Genomic DNA, 23,653 nt, shown 5'->3' with positions numbered 1-23,653 from the left:
GTTATGTTTTTTATCTGTTTTTATCAACCTGTTGCACTTTGTCTGACAATACAGGTTCTACATCCGGTTCAATTAGTGCTCCGGACTCTAACGTGTCTGAGGGTGGGTTATCTGAAAACAGGAATATACCGTCGTGGGGACGGAATATTCGATATTCTGTCATCGACTGGTTAGATTCAAATCCATAGCCCTTTATCTCCTTTTCGCCACTCTTTATCTCAATATATGCATCTGAATAAACTTTAGCACTTTCTTTATCCCAGAAAAGTTCATCACTGTCGAATTGCTCTCCCTTCATGTTTTCAACATGGACGTTTTTCTTCAGCCTCCACATATCTTTGGTGCTGTAATACCATGCGGTATCTGCTTCTATCGTTGCCTCAATTTCAAAATCGGGTGCAAACTGCTCCAGATAGAGCCCTTCGGGGAAAAACCAGTAAGGTTCCTTTGCCTTGTCGAATACCATCCATACATCAGCAACCAGTTTATAACGGGTAATGCCGGAGTCGGAAATAAGTGTTGAGATAGTGTCAGTGACCATTGTGGGAACAAGCTCAGAGTTGTAATCAAATGCCACAAGATCTTCGTTCTTGTCTTTACAAGATATAAAATAAAGCGACATAACAACCACAATAAAGGTGGTTGTTATGAGCCGTTTGTATCTTATATTGTGTTGTTTATTCAACACTTTTCCTGTTTGTTTTCATTATTATCTCAACCGTACGGTTGTGGTTTCACCAATCCAACCAGGGATAAATATAGATTCACCAGCTTTTATTCCCATCATAAAGGCCGTCTCGGCATCCATGAAAGCAGCTGAATACCTGTTGATAAGGCTGTTTGCCTTAGAAGCTACGCTGGGATCAACAGCTCTCGCTTTTTGAAGCTTATCAACAGCAGCAAGATAAACCAAACCAGCTTTTTCAGGTTCGGAGAATATATTGTTAGCTGAGCTGGCATACAACTGAGCGATCAGAATATATGCTTCACCGTTGTTGGGATTATATTCCAACGCATCATATGCTGCTTGCCTTGCTTTGGCGAAATTTCTCTGGTTAGAAAATATACCGGCAAGCTGCATCATGTAATCGGAAGACTTATTTTTATCGGTCTCCATCCTGGCTGCATCCTCGTAATATTTCAAAGCAGTATCGTAATCTTTGTCCCTCAGGCTCTTGTTGGCAAGCCCTATGGCAGCACCAGCAGAAGGCTCAAGCTCGTACAAATACTCTGAAGTGGAAAAATAGAGATCGGTTTCAGAACAACCTACAGATCCCAGTGCATTAAGCACTTCGTTGAGGAACACTTTGTCTGTTTTGTTTGGCTCTACCTTATCGGCATAATATTCGGTGAGTGTCTTGCAGTCTCCCGCGCCACTACCCACAAATGCTTTAACTATTCCATCTTTAACCATTCCTAGATAATCGGCGTTAGCCTTATCATCAGCTGCATTTGCATCGGCAATAGCCTGATCAACGTATCCCATTACCATGAAATAGTCTTTTATGAAACGGTCTTTTTTCGAATTATCGTTCAGGTATTCGCTTAGAGAAGCCACCATATAGTATGAATATGCATCAAGGGGATACATTTTGCCTTTCATTTCACCTATTGCCTCTCCTAACCAATCGTAAACAACTCCCTGATCGGCCTTGGATCCCATCATCTCTAGATAGTCATATGTCTTGAATGCAAGGATGGTTCCTTTGGCATCTTCTTCTCCAAAGTATTTAATCCGTGTATCATAAATCTCCATAACCTTATCCAGATATTCTTTTTTCTTTGCTTCATTAGCCTCACTCTCGTAGAGAGACTTGAAAATGCGAGGGCCGTAGATGTAGATATTTTTACTCGACCCGGGGCATTTTTCATATACTGAAGCCCATGGCTTCAAAGCACCCTCATAGGCCTCAGCTTTGGCTGATGTTTGCATTAGGCTTAAATTCTGACGACAGTCAATACTATCCTGTCCGTGTCCGAAAGGTGCTTTTACAGGATCGTATCCTGCTTTCTGGGCGCCAGCGCCAACTATCGTTATGATAGCCACGAAACCAGATAATAATAATTTTTTCATATTACTTAATGTTTTAAATTGTTTCCTTCATTTCTCTGTTGAGGTTTTGACAAAATGTTAAAAGAAAAGTTTAATCATTTAGATACTTTTCTTCATTTTCAAGCTGATAGATTATTTAATTAAACTGCCGTTTAAAGAACCATAGCTCATTAATATTAACATTTATTGATATCTTAAACATATCCTGAGAGATCATAAAATCAGCATCTGGCTGCTGCCTTGTGTAGCCAAACCCAATGTTCAGCATTGAGGTGCGGCCGGACATATAGTCGAGAAAGGGCAATCCAACCCCCACATTTACACCATACTCGCTGAAGGTTCCCATACCTACATCTTTACCGCTAACAGGCTCGTTAATGTTGAAGTTGGTATAGGAATTTTCGTAAGAGACCCCTCCTCTAAAACGTATACGATGAAAAAAATTTGGGCTCATAGGATCTTTCACGTACTCCAGGCCGGCATTAAAACGGTATGAGTTGTTGAAACGGTCTTTTTCAGCCATATCATCTAGCAGATCAGGATATTTTGTATTTTTCCATAACTGGTAGGTTCCGTCAAGCCCAACCAATAGGTTCCCTCTTCTGTATGTAACACCTGCACCAAAAGTATGAGGCAACTGAAAGTTTGCTTTTCGCAACGTATCTGTGGCCAATACCTGAGAAGGTGATAACCAGGGATTCTGATAAGGATCTCCGGTATAAAGCATCTTGGAGGGATTAACATCGGCTTTTGTATTTATTTCGGGAGAATATACTGCCCCGAATGTCAATTCCCGCGACTTGCCTAACGGATAGGTGAACTGAATACCAAAATCATATTTCAAATCACGTATAGTGTACATATATTTTGTTTCGCTCACCAGTGCAGATGCAGATGTGGGGGTAACCACACTGCTGCGTGAAAAATTGCCAAACAGATAGGAAAAATTTGCCCCCACAGATAAATTTTGTATTGGCTCCCATGCAAACCCGCTGAAAACGCGACTTAACCCCCCAGATCCCCTGTAGGCTTCAATATAGTGTGAGTCGGGCAATGAACGTGATGCACCATATTCATATCCCATCTTTGAGTAGGGAAGAAGCCCTATGCCGGCACCAACATTTCGGAAAAGCGGAAACTGTATGGCTATATAATCAAGATTGCCATTATAGAAATCACGCCTGTTTGTACCGTCATCCATATGTGCCAAATGTCCCGATACCCCCATATCAAAGATAAATGTTAGTGAATCAATCTCTGAATAGGATGCAGGGTTGCCGGGGTTTACCTGTTGGCTTCTGCGCAACCCGTAACTGATTCCGCCCATAGCCTCGGAAGCGCCGAACGCCGGGTTAGACAGAAGTCCATACCCATATCTGCTATAGGGAGAATTGGAGCCCACATGTTGTGCAAAAACAACAGCGGCAACCGTAAGAAAAGCGATCAACAAAGAGAAACGTTTTTTCCTAATAATCATCTGTTTCGGTATATAAACCAGCTCTAAGCCACCTTGTTTCATAAATGTTTTGAAAATACAAAGATGACATATTTTTACGATGTCACCAACAAAACTTCACAAACATCTTGTTAAAAAGATTAAAGTTTAATCTTTATAAACTATTCATTCCGGCCAATCTGCTTTTTTTAATAATCTATTATTTAATGTTGTTCTTGTAGCCATTGTACGAAACCACATCTTCCAGCGGCTTACGTTTTTTTGGCCTTAGAGGCTGCACGCTATACCCAACGGCTATATCTAACCACACCCTCCTGGATTCAGGAATTGACAATAGCCTTCTCATACCAGGTTCATCAAACCAGCCCAGTATGCAGGAGCCAAGCCCCTCGGCATGAGCAGCCAGAACAATATGGGCGGCAATTATGCCAAGATCCATCTGAGCGTAGTCTTTTTGCTTTACCCAGCCCCCGACTCCTGAAGATAAGTTCACCTTCTCCTCAACCAGCACAATATGAACAGGGGCCTGTTTTGTAAAATGATTCATGCCCAAAGAACGAGCTGAGGTAGCTTCGGCCACCCTGTTCTTCAATTCAAAATCATCTACAACTATAATATGCCATGGCTGGGCGTTACATGCTGAAGGGGCAAGACGAGCCACTTCAACTATCCGCTCTATTTTTTCTCTCTCCACCATTCGATCAGGGTCGAATGCACGATCGCTCTGGCGATTGGATACAAATTCAAGAAAATCCATATTATACGTTATCCGTTCACTAATGTCAAACTTTTTCGAACTTTTCCCGCAACCGCAAAAATAAACATATTTACTCTTTTCAGGTTAAAGAAAAAGTTCACTCCATAGTGTAGTGGAATCATGTTTACCTTTCTACTCACCCGGTATATCTAAATAGTTCAGTGCCACTATACGGCTTATATATTTACCTATTATATCAAATTCAAGGTTCACTACTGTTCCCTTTTGTATTTGGTGAAAATTGGTAAACTCATAAGTATAGGGTATTATTGCCACCTTAAAGCTGTTCTCCTCAGGGTCCACAACTGTTAGGCTAACCCCGTTTACTGTTACTGAGCCTTTGTCCACAGTCAAATACCCTTTCTTTGCCATATCCCTGTCAAACTTGTACTCAAAAGTGTAGTACCAGCTGCCATCTGCCTCCACAACATTCTTGCAAACAGCCGTTTGATCGACATGCCCTTGAACAATATGTCCATCAAGGCGTCCATTCATAGGCATACTGCGTTCAAGGTTCACCTTGCTTCCTATCTCCAGAAGGCCTAGATTCGACTTCTCCAGAGTCTCCCGGATGGCAGTCACCGTATATCTGTCGCCATCTATTTCAACCACGGTGAGGCACACTCCGTTATGCGACACGCTCTGATCTACTCTCAGCTCTCCGGTAAAGGAACATGTAAGGGTAATGTGCAGATTTCCTTTCTCCTTGCTAAGCGCTACAACTGTTGCGGCCTCTTCTACTATTCCTGAAAACATCTTAATATTGAATATTTGATAATTAACTGTAATTCACAAAACTATTTTTACCAGATAGAAGCACGCTCTTCGGCGGGCAGGTACATTGGGTCGGAGGGTTCAATACCGAATGCTTCGTACCATGCATCGATATGTGGTAGTGCTCCGTCAACACGCCATCGACCGAGGGAATGCGGGTCAATTTTTGTCAACCGCAAAATTTCGGCATCACGTATATTCCCTGCCCAGAGATTGGCATAACTAAGGAAAAACCGCTGAGAGGGCATAAAACCGTCAATAGTCTCTCCAGTCTGTGCCTGAGCAGTGCTTTGGAAAGCATGATGTGCAACTTGCAGCCCCCCATGGTCGGCAATATTTTCACCAAGCGTGAACTTGCCGTTGGCATGAACGGTATCAAGTACAACAATATTATCAAAATAATCGGTCAGCACTTTGGCTCTCTCCTCGAAACGTTGAGCATCCTCCGCTGTCCACCAGTCGGCCAGGTTTCCGTCTTTATCAAATTTCCGGCCCTGGTCGTCGAACCCATGCGTCATCTCATGCCCGATTACCACACCTATGCCACCGTAGTTTATAGCATCATCGCCATCAATATAAAAGAAAGGAGGCTGAAGTATTCCAGCGGGGAAGCAAATCTCATTTGACGTGGGGTTATAATATGCATTTACTGTCTGGGGCGACATATACCACCTTGTCCTGTCAACCGGTTTGCCCAAGTCGTCAATCATCTCGGCATATGCAAACTCAGAAGCCCGCACTATGTTCTGCCAGTAGGAGTCAGCTTTGATCTCGAGGGTGGAATAATCTTTCCACTTATCGGGATAGCCTATCTTAATAATGAACGTACCCAGCTTCTCCTGTGCTTTCACTTTAGTGACTTCGCTCATCCATTCAAGCTGATTGATACGTTCACTCAATGCCGTTTTAAGGTTATTTACCAGATTGAGCATTCGCTCCTTGGCTTCAGGAGGAAAATATTTCTTCACATAAAGCTGTCCCACAGCTTCTCCCATTGTCCCGTTAACGGCATCGATGCTCCTTCTCCAGCGAGAGCGAAGTTCCTGTCTCCCGCTCAAGGTTCTCCCGTAAAATTCGAAATTTGCATTCACGAAATCGTCACTCAGATATCCAGCTGCTGAATTGATTACCTTCCAGCTAAGGTAATCCTGCAAAACATCCACCGGCTCCCTTTCAATAATTGCGATGGATCTTTTAACTGGCTCTGTCTGCGACACGTTTAAGCTATCAATCCCTTCGGCTCCCACCTCTTTAAAATATAAATCCCATTCAAACGGAGCAATCGTTTTATTGAGTGATGCAACCGCTATTTTATGATAATTCAGTTCGGGCTGACGCCTCATCTCTTTTGTGATGTGAGCGCCGGCAAGTTCCGTTTCAATTTTCATAACGTTCTCAGCAGCCCTCAGGGCAGCATCTTCAGAATAGCCAGCATTACGGAATTGAGCATTTATAAGCTTGTTATACTCTTCGCGTATCATTTTGGAGTGGCTATCCTCTGACAGGTAGTAATCTCTATCACCCATGCTGATACCGGACTGGTAAATATGGGCGATATTCATCCCGCTATTTTTATCGTCGGGCCCTACTGAAAACCCGAAAAACGGATTCGAAGCAAAACGGCTGATTTTTGCCATCAGACGTATGATATCTTTTTTTCCCTTTGCAGCTGCTATTTCTTCAAGTTGTGGAATAATGGGAGTTGCGCCATCGCTGTTTAGCTTAACGCTGTCAAGACCCATCATATAGAGATCACCCACCTTCTGAGCGTTTGACCCGGCGGGATTATCAGTTTTTCCAAGCTCTTCTATCAGCGATTGTATCTGCACCTGATTCTCTTCGCGCAGCTTGTCGAACGAGCCGTAACGGGCATGTTCATCGGGAATGGGGTTGGCCTCCTGCCAGCCCCCGGTAGCATATTTATAAAAACTTTCGCCGTATAAGGCTGATGTATCGATATTTGAGAGGTCAAGCCCCCCCTGGGCATATGTCGTCTTTTTCTGAGTACAACCTGAGGTGATCATTGCTGACAATAGTATTGATGAAAATAAAACTCTCTTCATTTTAAACATGATTGATTTGTTTTGCAAATACAAAAGTACAAAAATATTCCGAAAGAATTTTCAATCAGCTGAACTTAGCCAGTTCTTTTTTAATTTGTTGAAGAGTTTTTTCACTCACAGGCACTAATGGCAGGCGAAGCCTGTTTTTTATCATACCTTTCAGATAAAGGAGACACTTTACTCCTGCAGGATTACCCTCAACGAACATAAGATGGAAAAGTGTATCAAAATCTTCATTCATCTTCCTGCGGATTTCTGATGCATCGCCTTCAAGAGCATTTTTTACCAGCCAGGCCATCTCTTTCGGGAAGGCGTTGCCGAATACCGAGATTACCCCTATTCCGCCAAGTTGTATCACATCGGTAGTAATGGCATCATCACCCGAAATAACGTAAAACCCCTCCGGTGCTCCGTCTATTATGGTTTTTATCTGTTCCAGGTTGCCCGATGCTTCTTTCACGGCTACAATATTTTTACAGTCACGCGCAATGCGTAGTGTTGTTTCGGCCGTCATGTTCACCCCGGTCCTCCCGGGCACATTATATAGTATGATAGGTACCGGAGAGGCTTTTGATAGAGCGCAATAGTGCTGATAAAGCCCTTCCTGAGTGGGCTTGTTGTAATAAGGTGTTACTGAAAGCACTCCACTTATTCCGTAGAAATCGCTACTCCTAAGCTCCTCTGTTAATTCGGCGGTATTGTTGCCCCCCACACCCATTACAACGGGAATCTTGCCATTTACCTTTTCAACAATGAACTTGACCACTTCCTCTCTCTCTTTTTTCGAGAGCGTAGGTGTTTCAGCTGTAGTCCCTAAAGCCACAATATAATCTGTACCATTCTCCAAATGGTATCTTATTAACCGCGAAAGCGCCTCAAAATCCACAGAGCCGTCTTCACAGAAGGGGGTAATAAGTGCTACTCCCAAACCTCTGAATGTTATTTTTGACATGAAATGATAGTTTTTTCCTGCAGTTTATTAACGGAATGCCCATTTTCCGGATAAATTGTTTCCGAAACACAAAGGTACATATTTTTAAAAAAAACAGGGCAACATCGTTCTAAAAAAACTTGACAAGAGAGATTTAGATCAAAAAAACATGTGTATTTAACATAAATTACATCTTCCCGGGTACAACTGATTAAAATAAGTGATATTTTTGAGTGATTTTTGACCGGCAGAAATACCCTTCAACAGTCGCGAGTCCCTTATAAACATTGTATTATAAATCGTCACAAGATGAGTTCAATAACAATTTACTGGCTTGCGTTTATAGCAATTTTTGCCGTTGTTTACGCTATCGACCTGTCCTTAACATCTCTTAAAGGTAGTACCTTAAGTTTAAGGTCTTCATTAAGCTGGACTGCCGTATGGGTATCCGTTGCACTGCTTTTCGGCCTGTCGCTCGCTTTACTTTTCCCACTGGATTCCGGAAGTGCTGTACGTACAGGGCCTGTAATGGCGTCAAAATTTATTGCTGGTTATTTCACTGAATACTCACTATCGGTAGATAATCTTTTTGTCTTTATCCTCATTTTTTCAATGATGGGGATTAAAGCGGACAATCAGCCTAAACTTCTGAAACTTGGCATCCTCATTTCAATTGCTTTGCGCGTACTGTTTATTATTGCCGGGATGGAACTGGTGGAAAAGTTCCACTGGTTAATCTACATTTTTGGGCTGCTGCTTATTTGGACAGCCTATAAAATGGCATTCTCCAAAGAGGAGGAGAGCGTGAATCCGGAGTCGAATATTCTCTATAAGAGTGCATCAAAGCTTTTTCCGGTCGATCCCAATGTCCATTCTCCGCATTTCTTTACAAGAAAAGATGATAAAATTCTGATTACAAACCTTTTTCTAACATTGCTAGTCATCGGGTCAACAGATATCCTTTTTGCTGTAGATTCCATTCCTGCCATTATTGGCGTAATAAAAGAGGGGTCAAACAGCATACTAACTCCCTCTGAAGAGAATTTTATTGCCATCTCCTCAAATCTTTTTGCCGTGATGGGCCTGGTCTCACTGTTCTTTGCCCTGAAAGGGGTTATGAGTATGTTCAGGTATTTGAAAACTGGCGTAAGCGTCATACTCCTTTTTATCGGAGCAAAAATGATTTCAAGCGCTTTTGGGGGAATAAGTAATTTTTTTGCTCAACATTCATGGTTCTCACTGATAGTCATAATTACCATATTGATTGCATCAATCCTGATGTCTATAATTATCACAGAAAAAAGCAGAAGCAGGGAAGCGGCAAAATACAGAAGCTGAAAACTGGCAAAAAAAGCCCCTCTCTGTCATGCGCCGTCTAAAATGTTGGGAGGAAATACAAATCTGTTTAATCACTCTGATAAATCCGGTAGCAAATTGATTCTGAAATTGAAAAAGGAGTGACCCGGATAATATAAAAAGAGAACAGAACTGCATGATAGTCAAAATTTATTCATTTTTAATGGTGCAAAATTGCTTGGTAAATGTTATCTTTGTAATAAAGTGAGATTTTATAAAACGTATGCAATTTACACCTGAAAAATATAGAATTCCCGATGTTCCCATGCAGCCGTTTATCGATACGGATGAAATTTGGGAGTATCTGAATAGTGCAGTGCCAACTCCTGAGAAGGTAAGAGAGATAATTGACAAATCGCTTTCCAAAAAAAGATTAAACCTGGAGGAGACGGCAACGCTAATCAATGCATCGGACCAAGAATCAATTCAACTAATCAAAGAGGGTGCCAGAGAACTGAAAAAGAGGATTTACGGCAACAGGATCGTACTTTTTGCCCCACTTTATGTAGGCAACAAGTGTTCCAACAACTGCACTTATTGCGGATTCAGGGCTTCAAACACTGAGCAGGTGCGTAAAACCCTTACCCATGAAGAGCTAATGAAGGAGATTGAAGCATTGGAGGATAGCGGCCAGAAGAGGTTGATACTGGTGTATGGAGAACATGCGCAGTACAGCCCTGAATTTATTGCCGACACCGTAAGAACAGCATACAGTGTGAAGAAAGGGAACGGGGAGATAAGAAGAGTAAACATTAATGCTGCTCCGTTAGACATAGAAGGGTTCCGTATTGTGAAAGAAGCGGGAATAGGGACTTTCCAGGTATTTCAGGAAACCTATCATAGAGAAGCTTACAAGACCTATCACCTGCGTGGGAAAAAAGCTAATTTTGATTACCGCCTTACATCTCTCGACAGGGCACAGGAAGCCGGGCTCGATGATGTGGGCATAGGAGCTCTGATAGGACTTTACGACTGGCGCTTTGAGGTGATGGGTCTGGTGCGACACACCAACCACCTTGAGGCTTGTTACAACGTGGGGCCGCATACCATATCGTTCCCGAGAATAAAAGATGCTTCGATGCTGCAGATGGGCAACCGCTATTTTGCCTCAGACGAAGATTTCGCCAGGTTAGTAGCTATCCTTCGCCTTGCCGTACCATATACCGGCATGATACTCACGGCACGTGAGCCGGCAGGGTTGCGTAACGAACTTATACAATACGGGGTGTCGCAGATAGATGGTGGAACAAAGATAGAGCTTGGCGGTTATTTGACTAAGGAGAAGGATCACGACCTTAACAGGGGACAGTTCCGTATCAACGACGACCGCTCACTAAACGAGATCATCGACGAACTTCTGCACCAGGAGATGCTGCCATCGTTCTGCACTGCCTGTTACCGGCTTGGAAGAACTGGCGAGCACTTTATGGAGTTTTCAGTACCGGGATTCATCAAACGGTTCTGTACTCCCAATGCTATTCTCACACTGGCTGAGTACCTTGTTGATTACGCGCCGGAGGAGACTTCTGAAAAGGGCTGGGAAGTGATTGAGAAGAATATGGGCAGCCTGAATGAAAAGGTGCAGGCAGAGGTGCGGGAAAGGATTGCAAAAATTAAAGAAGGGGAACGGGATTTGTATTTTTAAACTGCTATCCCGGGAAAAGGGCCTGATTAAAATACTGGATATTTATTCTGCAATTGTGATGGTTTTATTAGTCGCCATGACGAGCCTGATGAACATAGTGAATATTTATTCTTTGATAACTGCCTGGCCTGCCATGAGGAAACGATTGTAAAGATCAGTTCCGAATCAGAAAGAATAAGTATGAATAACCTCCATATTGGCATATTCGGACGAAGAAATACAGGAAAAAGTTCGCTGATAAATATGATCACCGGACAGGATATTTCTATTGTATCAAGTTTCCCGGGTACAACAACAGATCCGGTGAAAAAATCGGTGGAAATCCTGGATATTGGCCCGGCAATTCTGATAGACACCGCCGGAATAGATGACTTAGGGGAGATAGGATCAAAAAAGATACGGAAATCGCAGGAAGTTATACGAAGAGTTGATTGTGCTATTCTTCTTATTGCCGGTAATCAGTTTGGCGATTATGAAGTGCGGCTGATTGAACAGTTTAAAAGATATGATGTCCCTTACCTCATTGCCCACAACAAAAGCGATATAGACAAAATAGCCGCTATCACCAAGACAGCCATTAAACAGTACTCCAAATCAGAAATTATCGACTTCAGCACTATCAACCCGGCAGATAAGAACAGACTCGTTTCCGCACTGAAAAGGATAGTACCTGAAATTGCCTTTCAGAAAAATTCGCTAATCGGCGACCTGGTACAACCAAAGGATGTGGTTTTGCTGATAACCCCCATTGACAGGGAAGCACCGGAAGGACGGATAATACTCCCGCAGAATCAAACCATCCGCGACGCACTTGATAACCGGTGTATCACAGTTGTATTGAAAGAGACCGAGCTCTCCGACTTTCTTAAAATTGGCATCACCCCTGCTTTGGCAATTACCGACAGTTCGGTGTTCGGTATTGTAGCAGAAATACTTCCGGAAAATATTCCATTGACCAGCTTCAGCATCCTTTTTTCCCGCCTTAAGGGTAACTTTGATGCATTCATCAAAGGGACGCCACACATCTCTAAGCTTGAAGAAGGAAACTCCGTCCTTATTCTGGAGAGTTGTACACACCAGACCAGCTGCGACGACATAGGACGTGTAAAAATACCTGGTATGCTGCAGCAGTTCACCGGGAAAAAGCTTAATTTTACAGTCGTTTCAGGCCTCTCGGAGGTTCCACGAAAGGTAAAAGACTTTTCACTTGTAATACAATGCGGCGGCTGTATGATTACACGAAAGCAGTTGCATAATCGGCTGAAACCATTTATTGAAGCAGGTATACCTGTTACAAACTATGGAATGACACTGGCTTATCTGAATGGCATTTTTAAAAGAGCGACGGTAGTTTTCGACAAAATAACGGCCGGCTGACAACTGTCATCATATGTTTGACATATTAAAAAAAAGTATCCTGTCGAAAGACGATATCGTAACACTTCTCTCCCTGCAGGATGAAGAGAAGCAGCAGCTGTTCAGCTATTCGGCTAAAATAAAACTGCAAAATGTAGGGAACAAGGTTTTTTTACGCGGATTGATAGAGCTCTCCAATATTTGCGAAAAGGATTGTTACTATTGTGGCATCAGACGGTCTAACAGCAATACGCACCGTTATATTCTCAGCCACGATGAAGTGATGAAGGCAGTTAAGAATGCCTATGAAAAAGGGTACGGTTCCGTGGCGATACAGTCAGGAGAAACATCTTCTAAAGCGTTTGTCAATAAAATTGACAAGATAGTGTCAGAGTCCAAAAGTGTAACCAACGGTGAGATAGGTATCACCCTTTCGTGTGGAGAACAATCAGAAGAGACCTACCGCCGCTGGTTCGAAAGTGGTGCCGACCGCTATCTGCTCCGGATTGAAGCATCCTCGGAAGAGCTTTACGGGAGATTACACCCCAACGATGAGATTCACAGTTACGGTAAAAGGATAAATGCACTGGAAGCACTGCGTAAGAATGGCTACCAGGTGGGCACAGGCGTTATGATAGGGCTGCCGTTTCAGACCGGAGAGCACCTGGCAAACGATCTGCTGTTCATGAAACAACACGATATAGATATGTGCGGCATGGGCCCTTATATTGAACACACCAATACTCCGCTGTACCAGTACAGGGCACAGCTTCCTCCGCTTGCCGAGAGGCTTGCACTGAGCCTTAAAATGGTATCATTGCTTCGCATACTGATGCCTGACATTAACATTGCTGCCACCACCGCACTGCAGGCTATTGAAAAGGGCGGACGCGAACAGGCTATCAGAGTGGGTGCCAACGTATTGATGCCTAACATTACTCCAAGACAGTACCGTAACGACTACTTCCTGTATGAGAACAAGCCCCTCTCTGCCAACAGCGACGAAGACGAGCTTTTTTTCCTGGAGCAACGCCTGCAGGCGACAGGACATGAGATAGGGTACTTTCTCCAGGGCAACTCTCTGCATTATAAGGGCCCGCCTCGATAGATACAACCCCGCGCGGTATCACTGTTATTAATACTCTCCTTTGATAGCCCTAATACCTCAGGGAGATACTTTCCAGAGCCTGATGATTGAAGTAATATATGCGCTACATTCACATATTTATGTGTTTTAGCTTCTGAGACTTTCTTACTTCCGAACCCCGTGTTCTGACTTAATGATGTAACAGCAATAAATTAATAGCTACTTTTTACCGTAATATAACCAATTTGTAATATATTTGTGTAATTTTGATTATCTAAATACTTTTCGATTATGCACGACTACCCAATTAACCAAGCCGGGTTCGCCACCAAAGCCATACACGGAGGCCGTCAGAAAAATCAATTCGGTTCCCTTTGCGATCCCATTTATCAAACATCGGCATTTACTTTTGAAACAGCAGAACAAGGAGGACGTCGTTTTACACTGGAAGAAGAAGGCTATATTTACAGTCGTTTAGGTAATCCTACCTGTACAGAGGCGGAAGAAAAAGTCCGGTTACTGGAAGGCGGTGAAGCATGTGTTTCTGCCGCTTCGGGGATGGGTGCTATCACATCGGCCATTTGGGCGTGTGTTGAACAGGGCGATCATATTATCGCCTCAAAAACGCTTTATGGATGCACTTTCGCCTATCTTAACCATGGAGTCAGCAGATACGGAATTGATGTATCGTTTGTGGATATTCGTGATCCGGGGAACATTGAATCGGCCATGCGTCCCAATACCAGGCTGGTTTATCTGGAAACGCCGGCAAATCCTACACTTTACATAGCAGATTTATCGTCAATTGCAGAAATAGTCCATCGGAAACCCGACTGTATTTTTATGGTCGATAACACTTTTTCCACTCCCTATATCACACGTCCTATAGAAAGGGGTGCTGATGTAGTTATTCATTCGGCAACAAAATACCTTAACGGACACGGCGATGTTATAGCAGGATTTGTTGTGGGAAAGAAAGAATATATTGACAGAGTGCGGTATGTAGGTATTAAGGACATGACAGGAGCCAGCCTGAGCCCTTTCGAAGCTTTTCTGATTGCACGCGGGCTCAAAACTCTGGAAATAAGAATGGAAAAACACTGCAGTAACGCACAAAAAGTGGCCGAGTTTCTAGAAAAGCACGCTTCTGTTGAAACTGTCTTGTTTCCCGGATTGGCATCGTTTCCTCAGTTTGCATTGGCAAAAAAACAAATGTTGCTGCCGGGGGCTATCATCTCTTTTGAAGTAAAAGGAGGGGTAGAGGCAGGAAAAAAACTTCTCAACAACCTGCAGCTTTTGTCTATTTCGGTAAGCTTGGGGGATGCCGAAACCCTTATTCAGCATCCCGCCAGCATGACCCACTCCTCCTATTCACCCAAAGAACGGTTTGCCGGCAACATAAGCGACGGGCTTATCCGCCTGTCTGTAGGATTGGAGAATTCAGAAGATATCATTGCCGACCTTGAACAGGGATTGAATAAATTAAAGTAGACTATTTTCTGTACTCATTCAAAATATTTTTTACGCCATCTGGAGATACACGCCCATACACTTTCTCTCCCACAAGCACTACAGGAGCCAGTCCGCACGCCCCCACGCATCGCAGGCAGTTGATGGAGAACTTGCCATCGGGAGTAGTCTCCCCTACCTTAATGTTCAGTACTTTCTTGAACTCCTCCAGTACCATCTCGGCACCTCTTACATAACATGCTGTCCCGGTACAGACCGATATTGGGTGTTCACCTTTAGGGATCATCGTGAAAAACGAATAAAAAGTCACCACACCATAAACATGAGCAACGGAGAGATGAAGGTTATGGGCAATCACATCCTGCACCTCTGCCGGCAGATAGCCGAACTCATGCTGTGTTTCATGCAGCACGTTTATAAGCTCTCCGGGATCGTTGCCGTATGAGTCACATATATTATTAATCTTCTCTATTTTCTCTCTGGAAAGGTTCACCTTTACCTCTATGCCGTCGGTACCTGCCACTTTTTCCATACAAGCGAATACTTCGGGCGATATACTAAATTTTTTATTCATATCTTCTCTGCTTTTTTACTTACTATTCGGACCATTTAAATGAATTGAAACCTCATTGCTTTTAGGAAAATACTCAGTATGCAGCAAACTGTGGGCTTTATGGCTCCCCGGTTCGCCCAGGAATTCACGGTAGAGCCTTATAATTGAAGGGTTCTCGTGCGACTTGCGGATGGTTTTGCGCTCATCCTCGGTGTAGATAGCGGCAGCACGTTTGGCAAGGATTCTGCTGTTACCATGATGATAAGGCTGTCCACCTCCGCCAATGCAGCCTCCGGGGCATGCCATAATCTCAATAGCATGATATTGCGAAGTTCCAGCTCTCACTTCATCCAGCAATTTGCGAGCGTTCCCCAACCCATGAGCTATTCCTATATTTAGCTTTAACCCGTCGAAATCTATGGTGGCAGACCGGATACCCTCTACTCCGCGCAGCTCGTGAAATTCAACCTCTTCAAGAGTTTTACCAGTATGCAGCTCGTATGCAGTACGACAAGCAGCTTCAATTACTCCACCGGTGTTACCGAAAATTACAGCTGCTCCTGACGACTCACCCAGCGGGTCATCGAAATCTTCATCGGGAAGATTCAGAAAATCGATGTTAGCCTGTTTTATAAATGCTGCCAGCTCTCTAGTAGAGATGGAAAAATCGACATCGGCATTACCGGCTACACTGAACTCATCGCGCTGACATTCATACTTCTTTGCCAGGCATGGCATAATGGATACCACTACCAGATCTTTCCTGTTGACTCCGATCTTGTCTGCAAACCATGATTTTGCTATCGCTCCGAACATCTGCTGTGGCGACTTTGAAGTAGATGGCACATCCAAAAGATCAGAAAAGTTGTGTTCAAAGAAGTTAACCCATCCAGGGCAGCACGACGTGAGTATAGGCAGACGGACAGAAGTGTCTCCGGCCAGATGGCCCTGAATGCGCTGCAGCAACTCCGTCCCCTCCTCCATAATGGTAAGGTCGGCACTAAAGTCGGTATCAAAAACATAGTCGAATCCCAGCTCCCGCAACGCCGCCACCATCCGACCAGTAACGAGCGTTCCCGCTTCCAGTCCGAACTCTTCTCCTAAAGCGGCGCGAACAGCTGGTGCTGTCTGTACTACAACAGTTTTGGCGGGATCATTCAAAGCTCTTATAATGTCGTTGGTGTGATCCACTTCGGTAAGAGCGCCTGTCGGGCATACCGATACACACTGTCCGCAATAGGTACATGGAGAGTCTTCAAGGTTCATCTCGAAAGCGGGTGCCACAACCGACATAAAGCCGCGGTTTACTGCTGCAAGAGCACCCACTGTCTGCACCTCGTTGCACATCATTTCACAGCGTCGGCACATAATACATTTATCTACATCACGTATTATTGAGGGTGAAGTATCCTTCCTGTAATGCGACTGCTCTCCTTCATACGGGAGGCTGCGTATTCCAAACTGTGTTGCAAGGCTCTGCAGTTCGCAATGGCCCGATTTAGCACATACCAGGCAGTCGAACGGGTGGTCTGAGATAATGAGTTTCAATACTGTTGTCCTGGCGTTAAGCACCCTGATACTGTGTGTATTTATCACCATGCCATCTTGAGCTTCGGTCATACACGATGGAGCAAGATTCCTGCGCCCCTCCACCTCCACAACACAAATACGGCATCCTCCGGGTTTATTTTCAATATCCAGGTCGCACAACTCAAAATGGCACAGTGTCGGAATTTCCACTCCCACCTGCTGTGCAGCCTTTAAGATGGTAGTCCCTTTTTCTACCCTTACTTTTTTCTTGTCTATAGTGAGTTCTATCATTATTTTTTTAGGTTTACGGAGCAATTGCCAGGACTATTTTAATATCTCCCTCAACTATTGCTCGATGTTATTGATAATTCCTGTTTAATTGGCCATTACACTAACCTTATAATCACTTTTCAGGCTGATTGCTTCAAACTGACATTTCTCCATGCAGGCGCCGCATTTAATACATATCTCCTGATTGATAACATGTGGCTCTTTCTTTTCTCCACTGATTGCATGTGTAGGACAAACCCGCTTACATGCCATACATCCGATACAATCTTCTTCAGAAATCACATAGTATAGGAGGTTACGACACTGGCCGGAACGGCATTTTTTATCATGCACATGCTCCTTGTACTCATCCATGAAGTTGTTGAGTGTTGAGAGTACCGGGTTGGGAGCAGTTTGTCCTAATCCGCACAACGAAGTATCTTTAATGACACTGCTTAAGTTTCTCAGCTTTTCTATATCTTCCTGTTTGCCTTTGCCATCGGTGATTCTTTCGAGGGCTTCATAAAGCCGTTTGTTGCCGATGCGGCAGGGTGCACATTTTCCGCAGGACTCTTCCACAATAAAACCCAGGTAGAACTTGGCTACCGATACCATGCAGTCATCCTCATCAAGCACAATCATGCCTCCTGAACCCATCATTGAGCCTGCAGCAGTAAGACTTTCATAATCTATCGGCGTATCAAGGTGCTTCTCTGTAAGGCATCCTCCTGAAGGCCCTCCTGTTTGCACCGCCTTGAATTTCTTGCCGTTTTTTATTCCGCCGCCAATCTCGTAAATAATCTCTCTAAGCGTAATACCCATTGGCACCTCAATCAATCCCACATTATTTATCTTTCCTGCAAGTGCAAACACTTTAGTCCCCTTCGACTTTTCGGTTCCGATTGAAGAGAACCATTCGGCCCCTCTTTGAATAATCACAGGTATATTGGCAAGAGTCTCCACATTGTTAACGTTCGTAGGTTTTCCCATATATCCGCTCTGTGCCGGAAATGGAGGTTTGTTGGACGGTTCACCCCTTTTCCCTTCCATAGAGTTTATGAGTGCTGTCTCTTCACCGCAGACGAAAGCACCTGCACCATATTTAAGGCTTATATCGAAGTTGAAGCCGGCATCGAAAATATTATCACCCAGCAATCCGTACTCCCTTGCCTGCGCTATTGCAATCTTCAGTCGTTTTATAGCCAGCGGATATTCTGCCCTTATATATATCAATCCTTTGGTTGCGCCTATGCAATAGCCGCAAATAATCATAGCTTCAAGTACAGAGTGGGGGTCACCCTCAAGGATGGAGCGATCCATGAAAGCCCCCGGATCGCCTTCATCGGCATTACAGACCACATACTTCTGATCGGCTTCGTTCCTGCTAGCAATCTCCCATTTCAGGCCTGTAGGGAATCCCGCACCGCCACGGCCACGCAATCCCGATTTCTTGATCACATCAATGGCCTCCTGCGGAGAGTAATCTGTAAGAACTTTACCTAATGCCTGGTATGCATCTCGGGCAATCGATTCATCAATATTCTCGGGATCGATGGTTCCACAGTTACGAAGCGCTATACGCAACTGCTTCTTATAGAAGCCCATATGTTTTGAATCGAGTATATGTTCCTCGGTCTCGGGATCTGTATAAAGCAGACGATTTACCTTTCGCCCCTTGATAACATGTTCATCAATAATCTCTTTTGCGTCAGAAGGCCTTACCTGGGTGTAGAACGTGTTATCTGGCAAGACTTTCACTATTGGCCCCTTTTCGCAAAAACCAAAACAGCCGGTACGGATAATCTGTACATCCTCTTTCAATTCTTTTCTCTCAACCTCATCGCGTAACATTTCGTAAACCAGGCTGCTTTCCGATGAATTGCATCCGGTCCCTGCGCATACGAGAAGGTGCATTTTGTATTGACTCATATTTAGTTGTATTTTAGATAGTATTATAATTTTGTGGTATTATACCGTCGACAAGTTCGCCATCTTTGATATAGCGTTCTATTATCTCGTCGGCTTTTTTAGGATTTACATATCCGAAAACCATCGGTTCTTTTCCCGGCATGGTTATTTCCACGGTAGGTTCGGCAAAGCAGTAACCCATGCATCCTGTCTGTGTTACTACCGCATCTATTCTTCTCTTATCGAGCTCTTCCACGAAGTACTCCATCACCTCTTTAGCTCCAGAGGCTATTCCGCATGTGGCCATAGCCACCTTCACCTGAACAATTGACTCGGGGTTCTCAGCCCTGTTCCTTAAGTCGAGGATGGATTTTACCTCTTCCTGTTTCTTTTTCAGGTCGGCAAGTGTTTTTATTCCATTCATATTATTCATATATTAATAGTTATAAGTTATTTATTGTAGCTGTTTCCACCCCCACTGCTACCTGCATAGAAAGCTATTCAAAGGCCTCATTTTGAATATCTCTTTCAGGTTTTCGTTTATAAACTCTTTTACTGCCGGCAACATCTGCGGGTATTGCAAATCTATCCCCTGCAACTTCATTTCATTGGAATCAATTTCAAATAGCTTCCCATCTACCTTATAGGCAAACCTAAAATGAATCCCCGGATTAGCTTTCAACAACAAAGCCAGATATCCCGCAATATCTCCCAGCGGTAGACAGTCGGGGTTATCAGTACGGTAAACCGCTTCAACTGTTGTCCCTTTACCCTCTTCAGATAGTACCTCCAGCGAACCTCCGGCCTGCTCGCAAGTCATTTTTAAAAAAGGAACGCCTAACCCAACTCTTCTGGTGGTTCGAGTAGAATAAAAAGGGTCGGCCAGTTTTTTCACTGCCTCTCCGCTCATTCCTATTCCATCATCTTCTACCCTGAATATTAGCCTGTTTCCTATACTATCCTCATTAAAAGATATACAGATTTTCTTCGCTTCCGCCCGAATGGAATTCTGTACTATATCCATCATATGCATCGCCATATCAACCATTAGTGCAATATATTTCAGATCCCTTATTCCGGTTTTCAGCAAAAAATGTTCTAAAACATTCCCAATCTGGCCTCTCCATATTGAAGCGATTATACACTGAAGCAATATCTTCCGGATAATGGGCATCGGAGTTTTGGAGGAACCGTTTACCTTTAAGACCCTGGTGTTTTTTTACAAACTCTTCCGGCGTTGTAGCTTTTGACACCTCAAGCGCATCATACTCAAGATCGAAAGGTATAAAACCCAGCTGACTGAACAGGCTGTTTTTCGGCCTGTCGATATGAGCCGGCACGAAAATTCCGTCCAGCCTGTGTACCTCTCCTGCCACGCCCTCTATCTCATCATCAATACTCATAAATAAAGAGCGCTCTTCTTCATACACTATCAGATCATTCTCATCTACAGCTACCTGGTATCCCATGCGGCGAGGATCGTTTTTCACATCGGTCATTCTCTCTTCCAGATAGTTCTGAAACTCCTCCAATGCCTGCAAATGAGGGAAATAACATAGGCAGTGGACCTCTTCCCTTGTGTTCACCTCACACCCGGGTATAACATAAACGCCTTCCCTGCTGCCAATTTCCACGCAAACACGTACATTCCGGGTGGTGTTGTGGTCGGTGATTGCTATCATATGCAGCCCCTTCGCCTTCGCCGTACGGATAATATTCCCCGGGCTCATATCAAGGCTGCCGCACGGTGACAAACAGGTGTGAATGTGCAAATCGGCATTGAAACAGTTCATTTAACTCCTCTCTTTTTCGCTTTATTCAACTTTGTTGTCAGTTGCGCGTCGCTCATGCCACGTGCTCAATCAACCTCCTTCAACCACTCATACAGTATTCCGGCAGTTTCAAAAGCAGGCATCCCGGATGTTAGTATAACTACCTCCTCAGCTTCGGCATGATCCAATACCTCCTGAGCAACAATCCGCTCATTGACCACTATTACTGCACTTAACTCTTTAAGCGAAGCAACCGCCACAATATTTTTATGTACCTGCGATGTAACCCAAAGCATTTTAGGTTGTGCTTTACCCATCACATCACTCAGCAAATCAGACACATAAGCCGACTGCACCGCTCTCTCTAACAGAGAGTTACCCGTAAGACATTCAAAATTCAGCTCTTCTGTAAGCTGTTTAAGATTCTTTTCCATGTGAATCTCTGTATTTATTGAGCCTGTTCCTGCCCCATATCTTTTCTATAACCACAAAGGCCTGATCAGGGCTCAGTTTGTAATTTTTCTCCATAACACGCTGCACAAAAACACAATGAGATATGCTCGCTTTGCCTCTTACAATATCTTCGGCCAGATTCCTGCAGCCCGGTGCACCGCAGGCACCGCAATCGAAACCGGGAAAGTAGGTCATAAGCCGCTCAATTCGCTGCAGCTTAATCAACGCCTTCTCCATATCTTCATCCAACAGCAGTCCATCGCGTGGATAAACCGGATCGACACTGGAAAGTGCATGAAGCACCTCCTTATACTCCATAAGTGGATTTCTCACAACTCCTTTGTCGGCCTTTTTCAGCTTTTGCAATCTTTTATGCCTATGTTCCAATCGTTCCACTGTAAGGAATCTGTTACCGGGACAAAGGATGCCCCCGGCACACCCCTGGTCACAGGCACGCATCTCTAGAAAATCTATTTCGGCGATATGTCCCGATTCCAGCTTTTCAAGAAACTCAATCACATTATCTATCCCGTCAATAGCCAAGCTTCTACCAGGAAAATATTTCTTTTCGGTCCCCGACAACGACCAGTTGACCGAATCGGGGCTCATATTTGCAAATTTTTTGTGTAACCCGGGATTTTTCTTTCCATGCAGTATTTTTGAAACCTTGTTATAGATCTCGGTCATATTTATTGTAGCATCGATAGGCGATTGCAGCTCACCTACGGGTGCACGGGCTGCAACAATTTTCGCAGCGCACGGGGTAATATAATATATGAACAATTTCCCCGGGTCCATACCCTCCCTCTCCTTCAATTTTCTGAGATAGAGAGCAACTACATCGTGAGGTGCTTTCAGCAACAAAATCAGCTCTGTAAGCGAAGGGTATTGAACCTGAATAAGGCGGACTATTGCAGGACAAAACGAACTGATAAGCGGATGAGGCAGTTCCTCTTTCGCAACAGATTCATAGGCTTCTTTCATGAAATCCACTGCCTGCTCCACCTCATATACCTCATCAAAGCCCAACTGTTTTACCGCATCAAGTACCTGTGTGGCCGAATATTCTGAAGGAAATTGGCCAATAAAGACAGAGGGCACCAGTGCAATCCGGTATCCGTCCCTCTCTATGGAAATGAAACCGTCATCCTTAGCGTAAATGGCCCGTTGAGGACAAACACGGTAACATTCGCCGCAGTCGATACATCTTTCCGGTTGAATGCGCGCATACCCCTCCACAATACGGATAGCCTGTGTAGAACAAACACGCATACAATGCGAGCAACCGATACATTTATTTGTATCAATCTGAATTGAATGTGTATAGTTCCTGTCTTTCATTTTGTACCTAAAAGTATCCGGATACTATTCCAATAAGCCGGCTAGCCGTTGAAAAAAACTTTTATCTCAAGCCTTGTTCCTGTCCCGGGTGTAGATGACAAATACATCTCATCACAGTTTCTTTTGATATTAGGCAGTCCCATCCCGGCTCCAAATCCCATTTGACGAACCTCATCAGTAGCAGTAGAAAAGCCCTCTTCCATCGCTTTGTCAATATCTTCAATTCCAGGCCCCTCATCCTCAACAACCACATCGATTCCCTCCGGCGTGATATCCACACTCATTATCCCTTTCCAAGCGTGTGCCACAACGTTTACTTCGGCTTCGTAGAGCGCCACGGCTATCCTTCGCACAATAATAGGCGATATATTGAACTGTTTAAGAGTTTTTTTCACCTCAGAGCTTGCCCGTCCTGCCGCGCTGAAATTTCCCCCCTCTATGTTGTAATGCATCTTCATAGGGAAACCGGTTTCAACCCATTTTGATAGAGTTTCCCTGAAATCTCAAAAACTGTTGAATCTGTTGCAACAATTGATATATTATGTTCCTTTGCCAAAGCCAACATTTCATCCGTAACCTGTTTGCCCCTGCCGAAAATTATGCAGGAAATATTGATGATCTCTGCAGTACGGATAGCTTGCACTGTGCACAAACCCGTAATAAGGATGGTGTTCTCCATCTGAAATCGCAATACATCACTCATCAAATCAGAAGCAAAAGCATTTGTGTAATTGTGAAGAGTGTTACAATCGAGTTGTATTGTTCCGTCGATAATCTCGTTTACCCTTTGTAAATTCATTTTTTATTTCAAACAATGTACGAAAAATAGCTTTCTTTGTGTTTTTATGATGTGTTACTTTGCAACAATTTGTATCATA

The 23,653-nt window shown here is 43.9% G+C and carries 22 protein-coding genes; 5 read left to right on the top strand and 17 right to left on the bottom strand.

The annotated features are described in order from the left end of the window. Positions 1–10: 10 nt before the first annotated feature. The 7 genes from lptC to dapA all read right to left on the bottom strand — a co-directional run bounded on the left by lptC (position 11) and on the right by dapA (position 8,055). Positions 11–685, bottom strand: coding sequence for an LPS export ABC transporter periplasmic protein LptC (gene lptC, locus B3B27_RS11415; RefSeq protein WP_286844900.1), 675 nt, complete (start codon positions 683–685; stop codon positions 11–13). Positions 686–709: 24 nt separating this feature from the next. Continuing rightward, a complete protein-coding gene (locus B3B27_RS11410; protein WP_238868028.1) occupies positions 710–2,074 on the bottom strand; it encodes a tetratricopeptide repeat protein in 1,365 nt (454 codons plus the stop codon). Between the two features lie 115 nt (positions 2,075–2,189). After that, positions 2,190–3,530: a hypothetical protein gene (locus tag B3B27_RS11405; protein ID WP_286847476.1), complete on the bottom strand. Its 1,341-nt coding sequence runs from the start codon at positions 3,528–3,530 to the stop codon at positions 2,190–2,192. A 178-nt stretch (positions 3,531–3,708) separates the two neighbouring features. Continuing rightward, positions 3,709–4,266 carry a nitroreductase family protein gene (locus B3B27_RS11400; RefSeq protein ID WP_238868030.1) on the bottom strand — a complete coding sequence of 186 codons (558 nt, stop codon included), beginning with the start codon at positions 4,264–4,266 and terminating at the stop codon, positions 3,709–3,711. Between the two features lie 132 nt (positions 4,267–4,398). Further along, a complete protein-coding gene (locus tag B3B27_RS11395; protein ID WP_238868031.1) occupies positions 4,399–5,022 on the bottom strand; it encodes a riboflavin synthase in 624 nt (207 codons plus the stop codon). A gap of 47 nt (positions 5,023–5,069) precedes the next feature. After that, entirely contained in the window at positions 5,070–7,103 is a 2,034-nt protein-coding gene (locus B3B27_RS11390; protein ID WP_238868032.1) for a M13 family metallopeptidase, read from the bottom strand. 64 nt (positions 7,104–7,167) lie between these two features. Then, positions 7,168–8,055 carry a 4-hydroxy-tetrahydrodipicolinate synthase gene (dapA, locus tag B3B27_RS11385; protein WP_238868033.1) on the bottom strand — a complete coding sequence of 296 codons (888 nt, stop codon included), beginning with the start codon at positions 8,053–8,055 and terminating at the stop codon, positions 7,168–7,170. A gap of 288 nt (positions 8,056–8,343) precedes the next feature. Here dapA and B3B27_RS11380 point away from each other — a divergent pair, with 288 nt between their 5' ends. From B3B27_RS11380 to megL, 5 genes are all read left to right on the top strand, one after another. After that, positions 8,344–9,372 carry a TerC/Alx family metal homeostasis membrane protein gene (locus B3B27_RS11380; RefSeq protein ID WP_238868034.1) on the top strand — a complete coding sequence of 343 codons (1,029 nt, stop codon included), beginning with the start codon at positions 8,344–8,346 and terminating at the stop codon, positions 9,370–9,372. Positions 9,373–9,613: 241 nt separating this feature from the next. Continuing rightward, entirely contained in the window at positions 9,614–11,035 is a 1,422-nt protein-coding gene (hydG, locus tag B3B27_RS11375; RefSeq protein WP_238868035.1) for a [FeFe] hydrogenase H-cluster radical SAM maturase HydG, read from the top strand. Positions 11,036–11,215: 180 nt separating this feature from the next. Next, the gene (gene hydF / locus B3B27_RS11370; RefSeq protein WP_286844899.1) at positions 11,216–12,412 is read left to right on the top strand and encodes a [FeFe] hydrogenase H-cluster maturation GTPase HydF; all 1,197 of its coding nucleotides are present in this window, start codon (positions 11,216–11,218) and stop codon (positions 12,410–12,412) included. 13 nt (positions 12,413–12,425) lie between these two features. Then, positions 12,426–13,499, top strand: coding sequence for a [FeFe] hydrogenase H-cluster radical SAM maturase HydE (gene hydE / locus B3B27_RS11365; protein ID WP_286847475.1), 1,074 nt, complete (start codon positions 12,426–12,428; stop codon positions 13,497–13,499). Between the two features lie 270 nt (positions 13,500–13,769). After that, positions 13,770–14,969, top strand: coding sequence for a methionine gamma-lyase (gene megL / locus B3B27_RS11360; RefSeq protein ID WP_238868038.1), 1,200 nt, complete (start codon positions 13,770–13,772; stop codon positions 14,967–14,969). 1 nt (position 14,970) lies between these two features. Here megL and nuoE read toward each other — a convergent pair whose 3' ends face one another. The 10 genes from nuoE to B3B27_RS11310 form a co-directional block, all read right to left on the bottom strand. Continuing rightward, positions 14,971–15,522, bottom strand: coding sequence for an NADH-quinone oxidoreductase subunit NuoE (nuoE, locus tag B3B27_RS11355; RefSeq protein ID WP_407681776.1), 552 nt, complete (start codon positions 15,520–15,522; stop codon positions 14,971–14,973). A gap of 15 nt (positions 15,523–15,537) precedes the next feature. Further along, the gene (locus B3B27_RS11350) at positions 15,538–17,322 is read right to left on the bottom strand and encodes an NADH-dependent [FeFe] hydrogenase, group A6 (protein WP_238868039.1); all 1,785 of its coding nucleotides are present in this window, start codon (positions 17,320–17,322) and stop codon (positions 15,538–15,540) included. Between the two features lie 84 nt (positions 17,323–17,406). After that, positions 17,407–19,230 carry an NADH-quinone oxidoreductase subunit NuoF gene (nuoF, locus tag B3B27_RS11345; protein WP_238868040.1) on the bottom strand — a complete coding sequence of 608 codons (1,824 nt, stop codon included), beginning with the start codon at positions 19,228–19,230 and terminating at the stop codon, positions 17,407–17,409. Between the two features lie 13 nt (positions 19,231–19,243). Then, positions 19,244–19,633, bottom strand: coding sequence for a (2Fe-2S) ferredoxin domain-containing protein (locus B3B27_RS11340; protein WP_238869524.1), 390 nt, complete (start codon positions 19,631–19,633; stop codon positions 19,244–19,246). 57 nt (positions 19,634–19,690) lie between these two features. Then, on the bottom strand, positions 19,691–20,236 hold the full coding sequence (locus tag B3B27_RS11335) for an ATP-binding protein (RefSeq protein WP_238868041.1): 546 nt from the start codon (positions 20,234–20,236) through the stop codon (positions 19,691–19,693). Between the two features lie 13 nt (positions 20,237–20,249). Then, on the bottom strand, positions 20,250–21,002 hold the full coding sequence (locus tag B3B27_RS11330) for a PHP domain-containing protein (RefSeq protein ID WP_238868042.1): 753 nt from the start codon (positions 21,000–21,002) through the stop codon (positions 20,250–20,252). A 65-nt stretch (positions 21,003–21,067) separates the two neighbouring features. Further along, the gene (locus B3B27_RS11325) at positions 21,068–21,415 is read right to left on the bottom strand and encodes a serine kinase (protein ID WP_238868043.1); all 348 of its coding nucleotides are present in this window, start codon (positions 21,413–21,415) and stop codon (positions 21,068–21,070) included. Then, positions 21,399–22,775: a [Fe-Fe] hydrogenase large subunit C-terminal domain-containing protein gene (locus B3B27_RS11320; protein ID WP_238868044.1), complete on the bottom strand. Its 1,377-nt coding sequence runs from the start codon at positions 22,773–22,775 to the stop codon at positions 21,399–21,401. Before B3B27_RS11320 ends, B3B27_RS11325 begins: the two co-directional genes overlap by 17 nt. A gap of 41 nt (positions 22,776–22,816) precedes the next feature. Next, positions 22,817–23,233, bottom strand: coding sequence for an ATP-binding protein (locus B3B27_RS11315; protein WP_238868045.1), 417 nt, complete (start codon positions 23,231–23,233; stop codon positions 22,817–22,819). Continuing rightward, positions 23,230–23,574 carry a transcriptional regulator gene (locus B3B27_RS11310; RefSeq protein WP_238868046.1) on the bottom strand — a complete coding sequence of 115 codons (345 nt, stop codon included), beginning with the start codon at positions 23,572–23,574 and terminating at the stop codon, positions 23,230–23,232. The genes B3B27_RS11315 and B3B27_RS11310 overlap by 4 nt, the downstream gene beginning before the upstream one ends. Positions 23,575–23,653 lie beyond the last annotated feature (79 nt).

It is taken from the genome of Proteiniphilum sp. UBA5463 (assembly GCF_002427225.1).
Taxonomy (GTDB): Bacteria; Bacteroidota; Bacteroidia; order Bacteroidales; family Dysgonomonadaceae; genus Proteiniphilum; species Proteiniphilum propionicum.
Note: the sequence above shows the minus strand (reverse complement) of the source record. Positions and strands in the feature narration are given on the sequence as shown.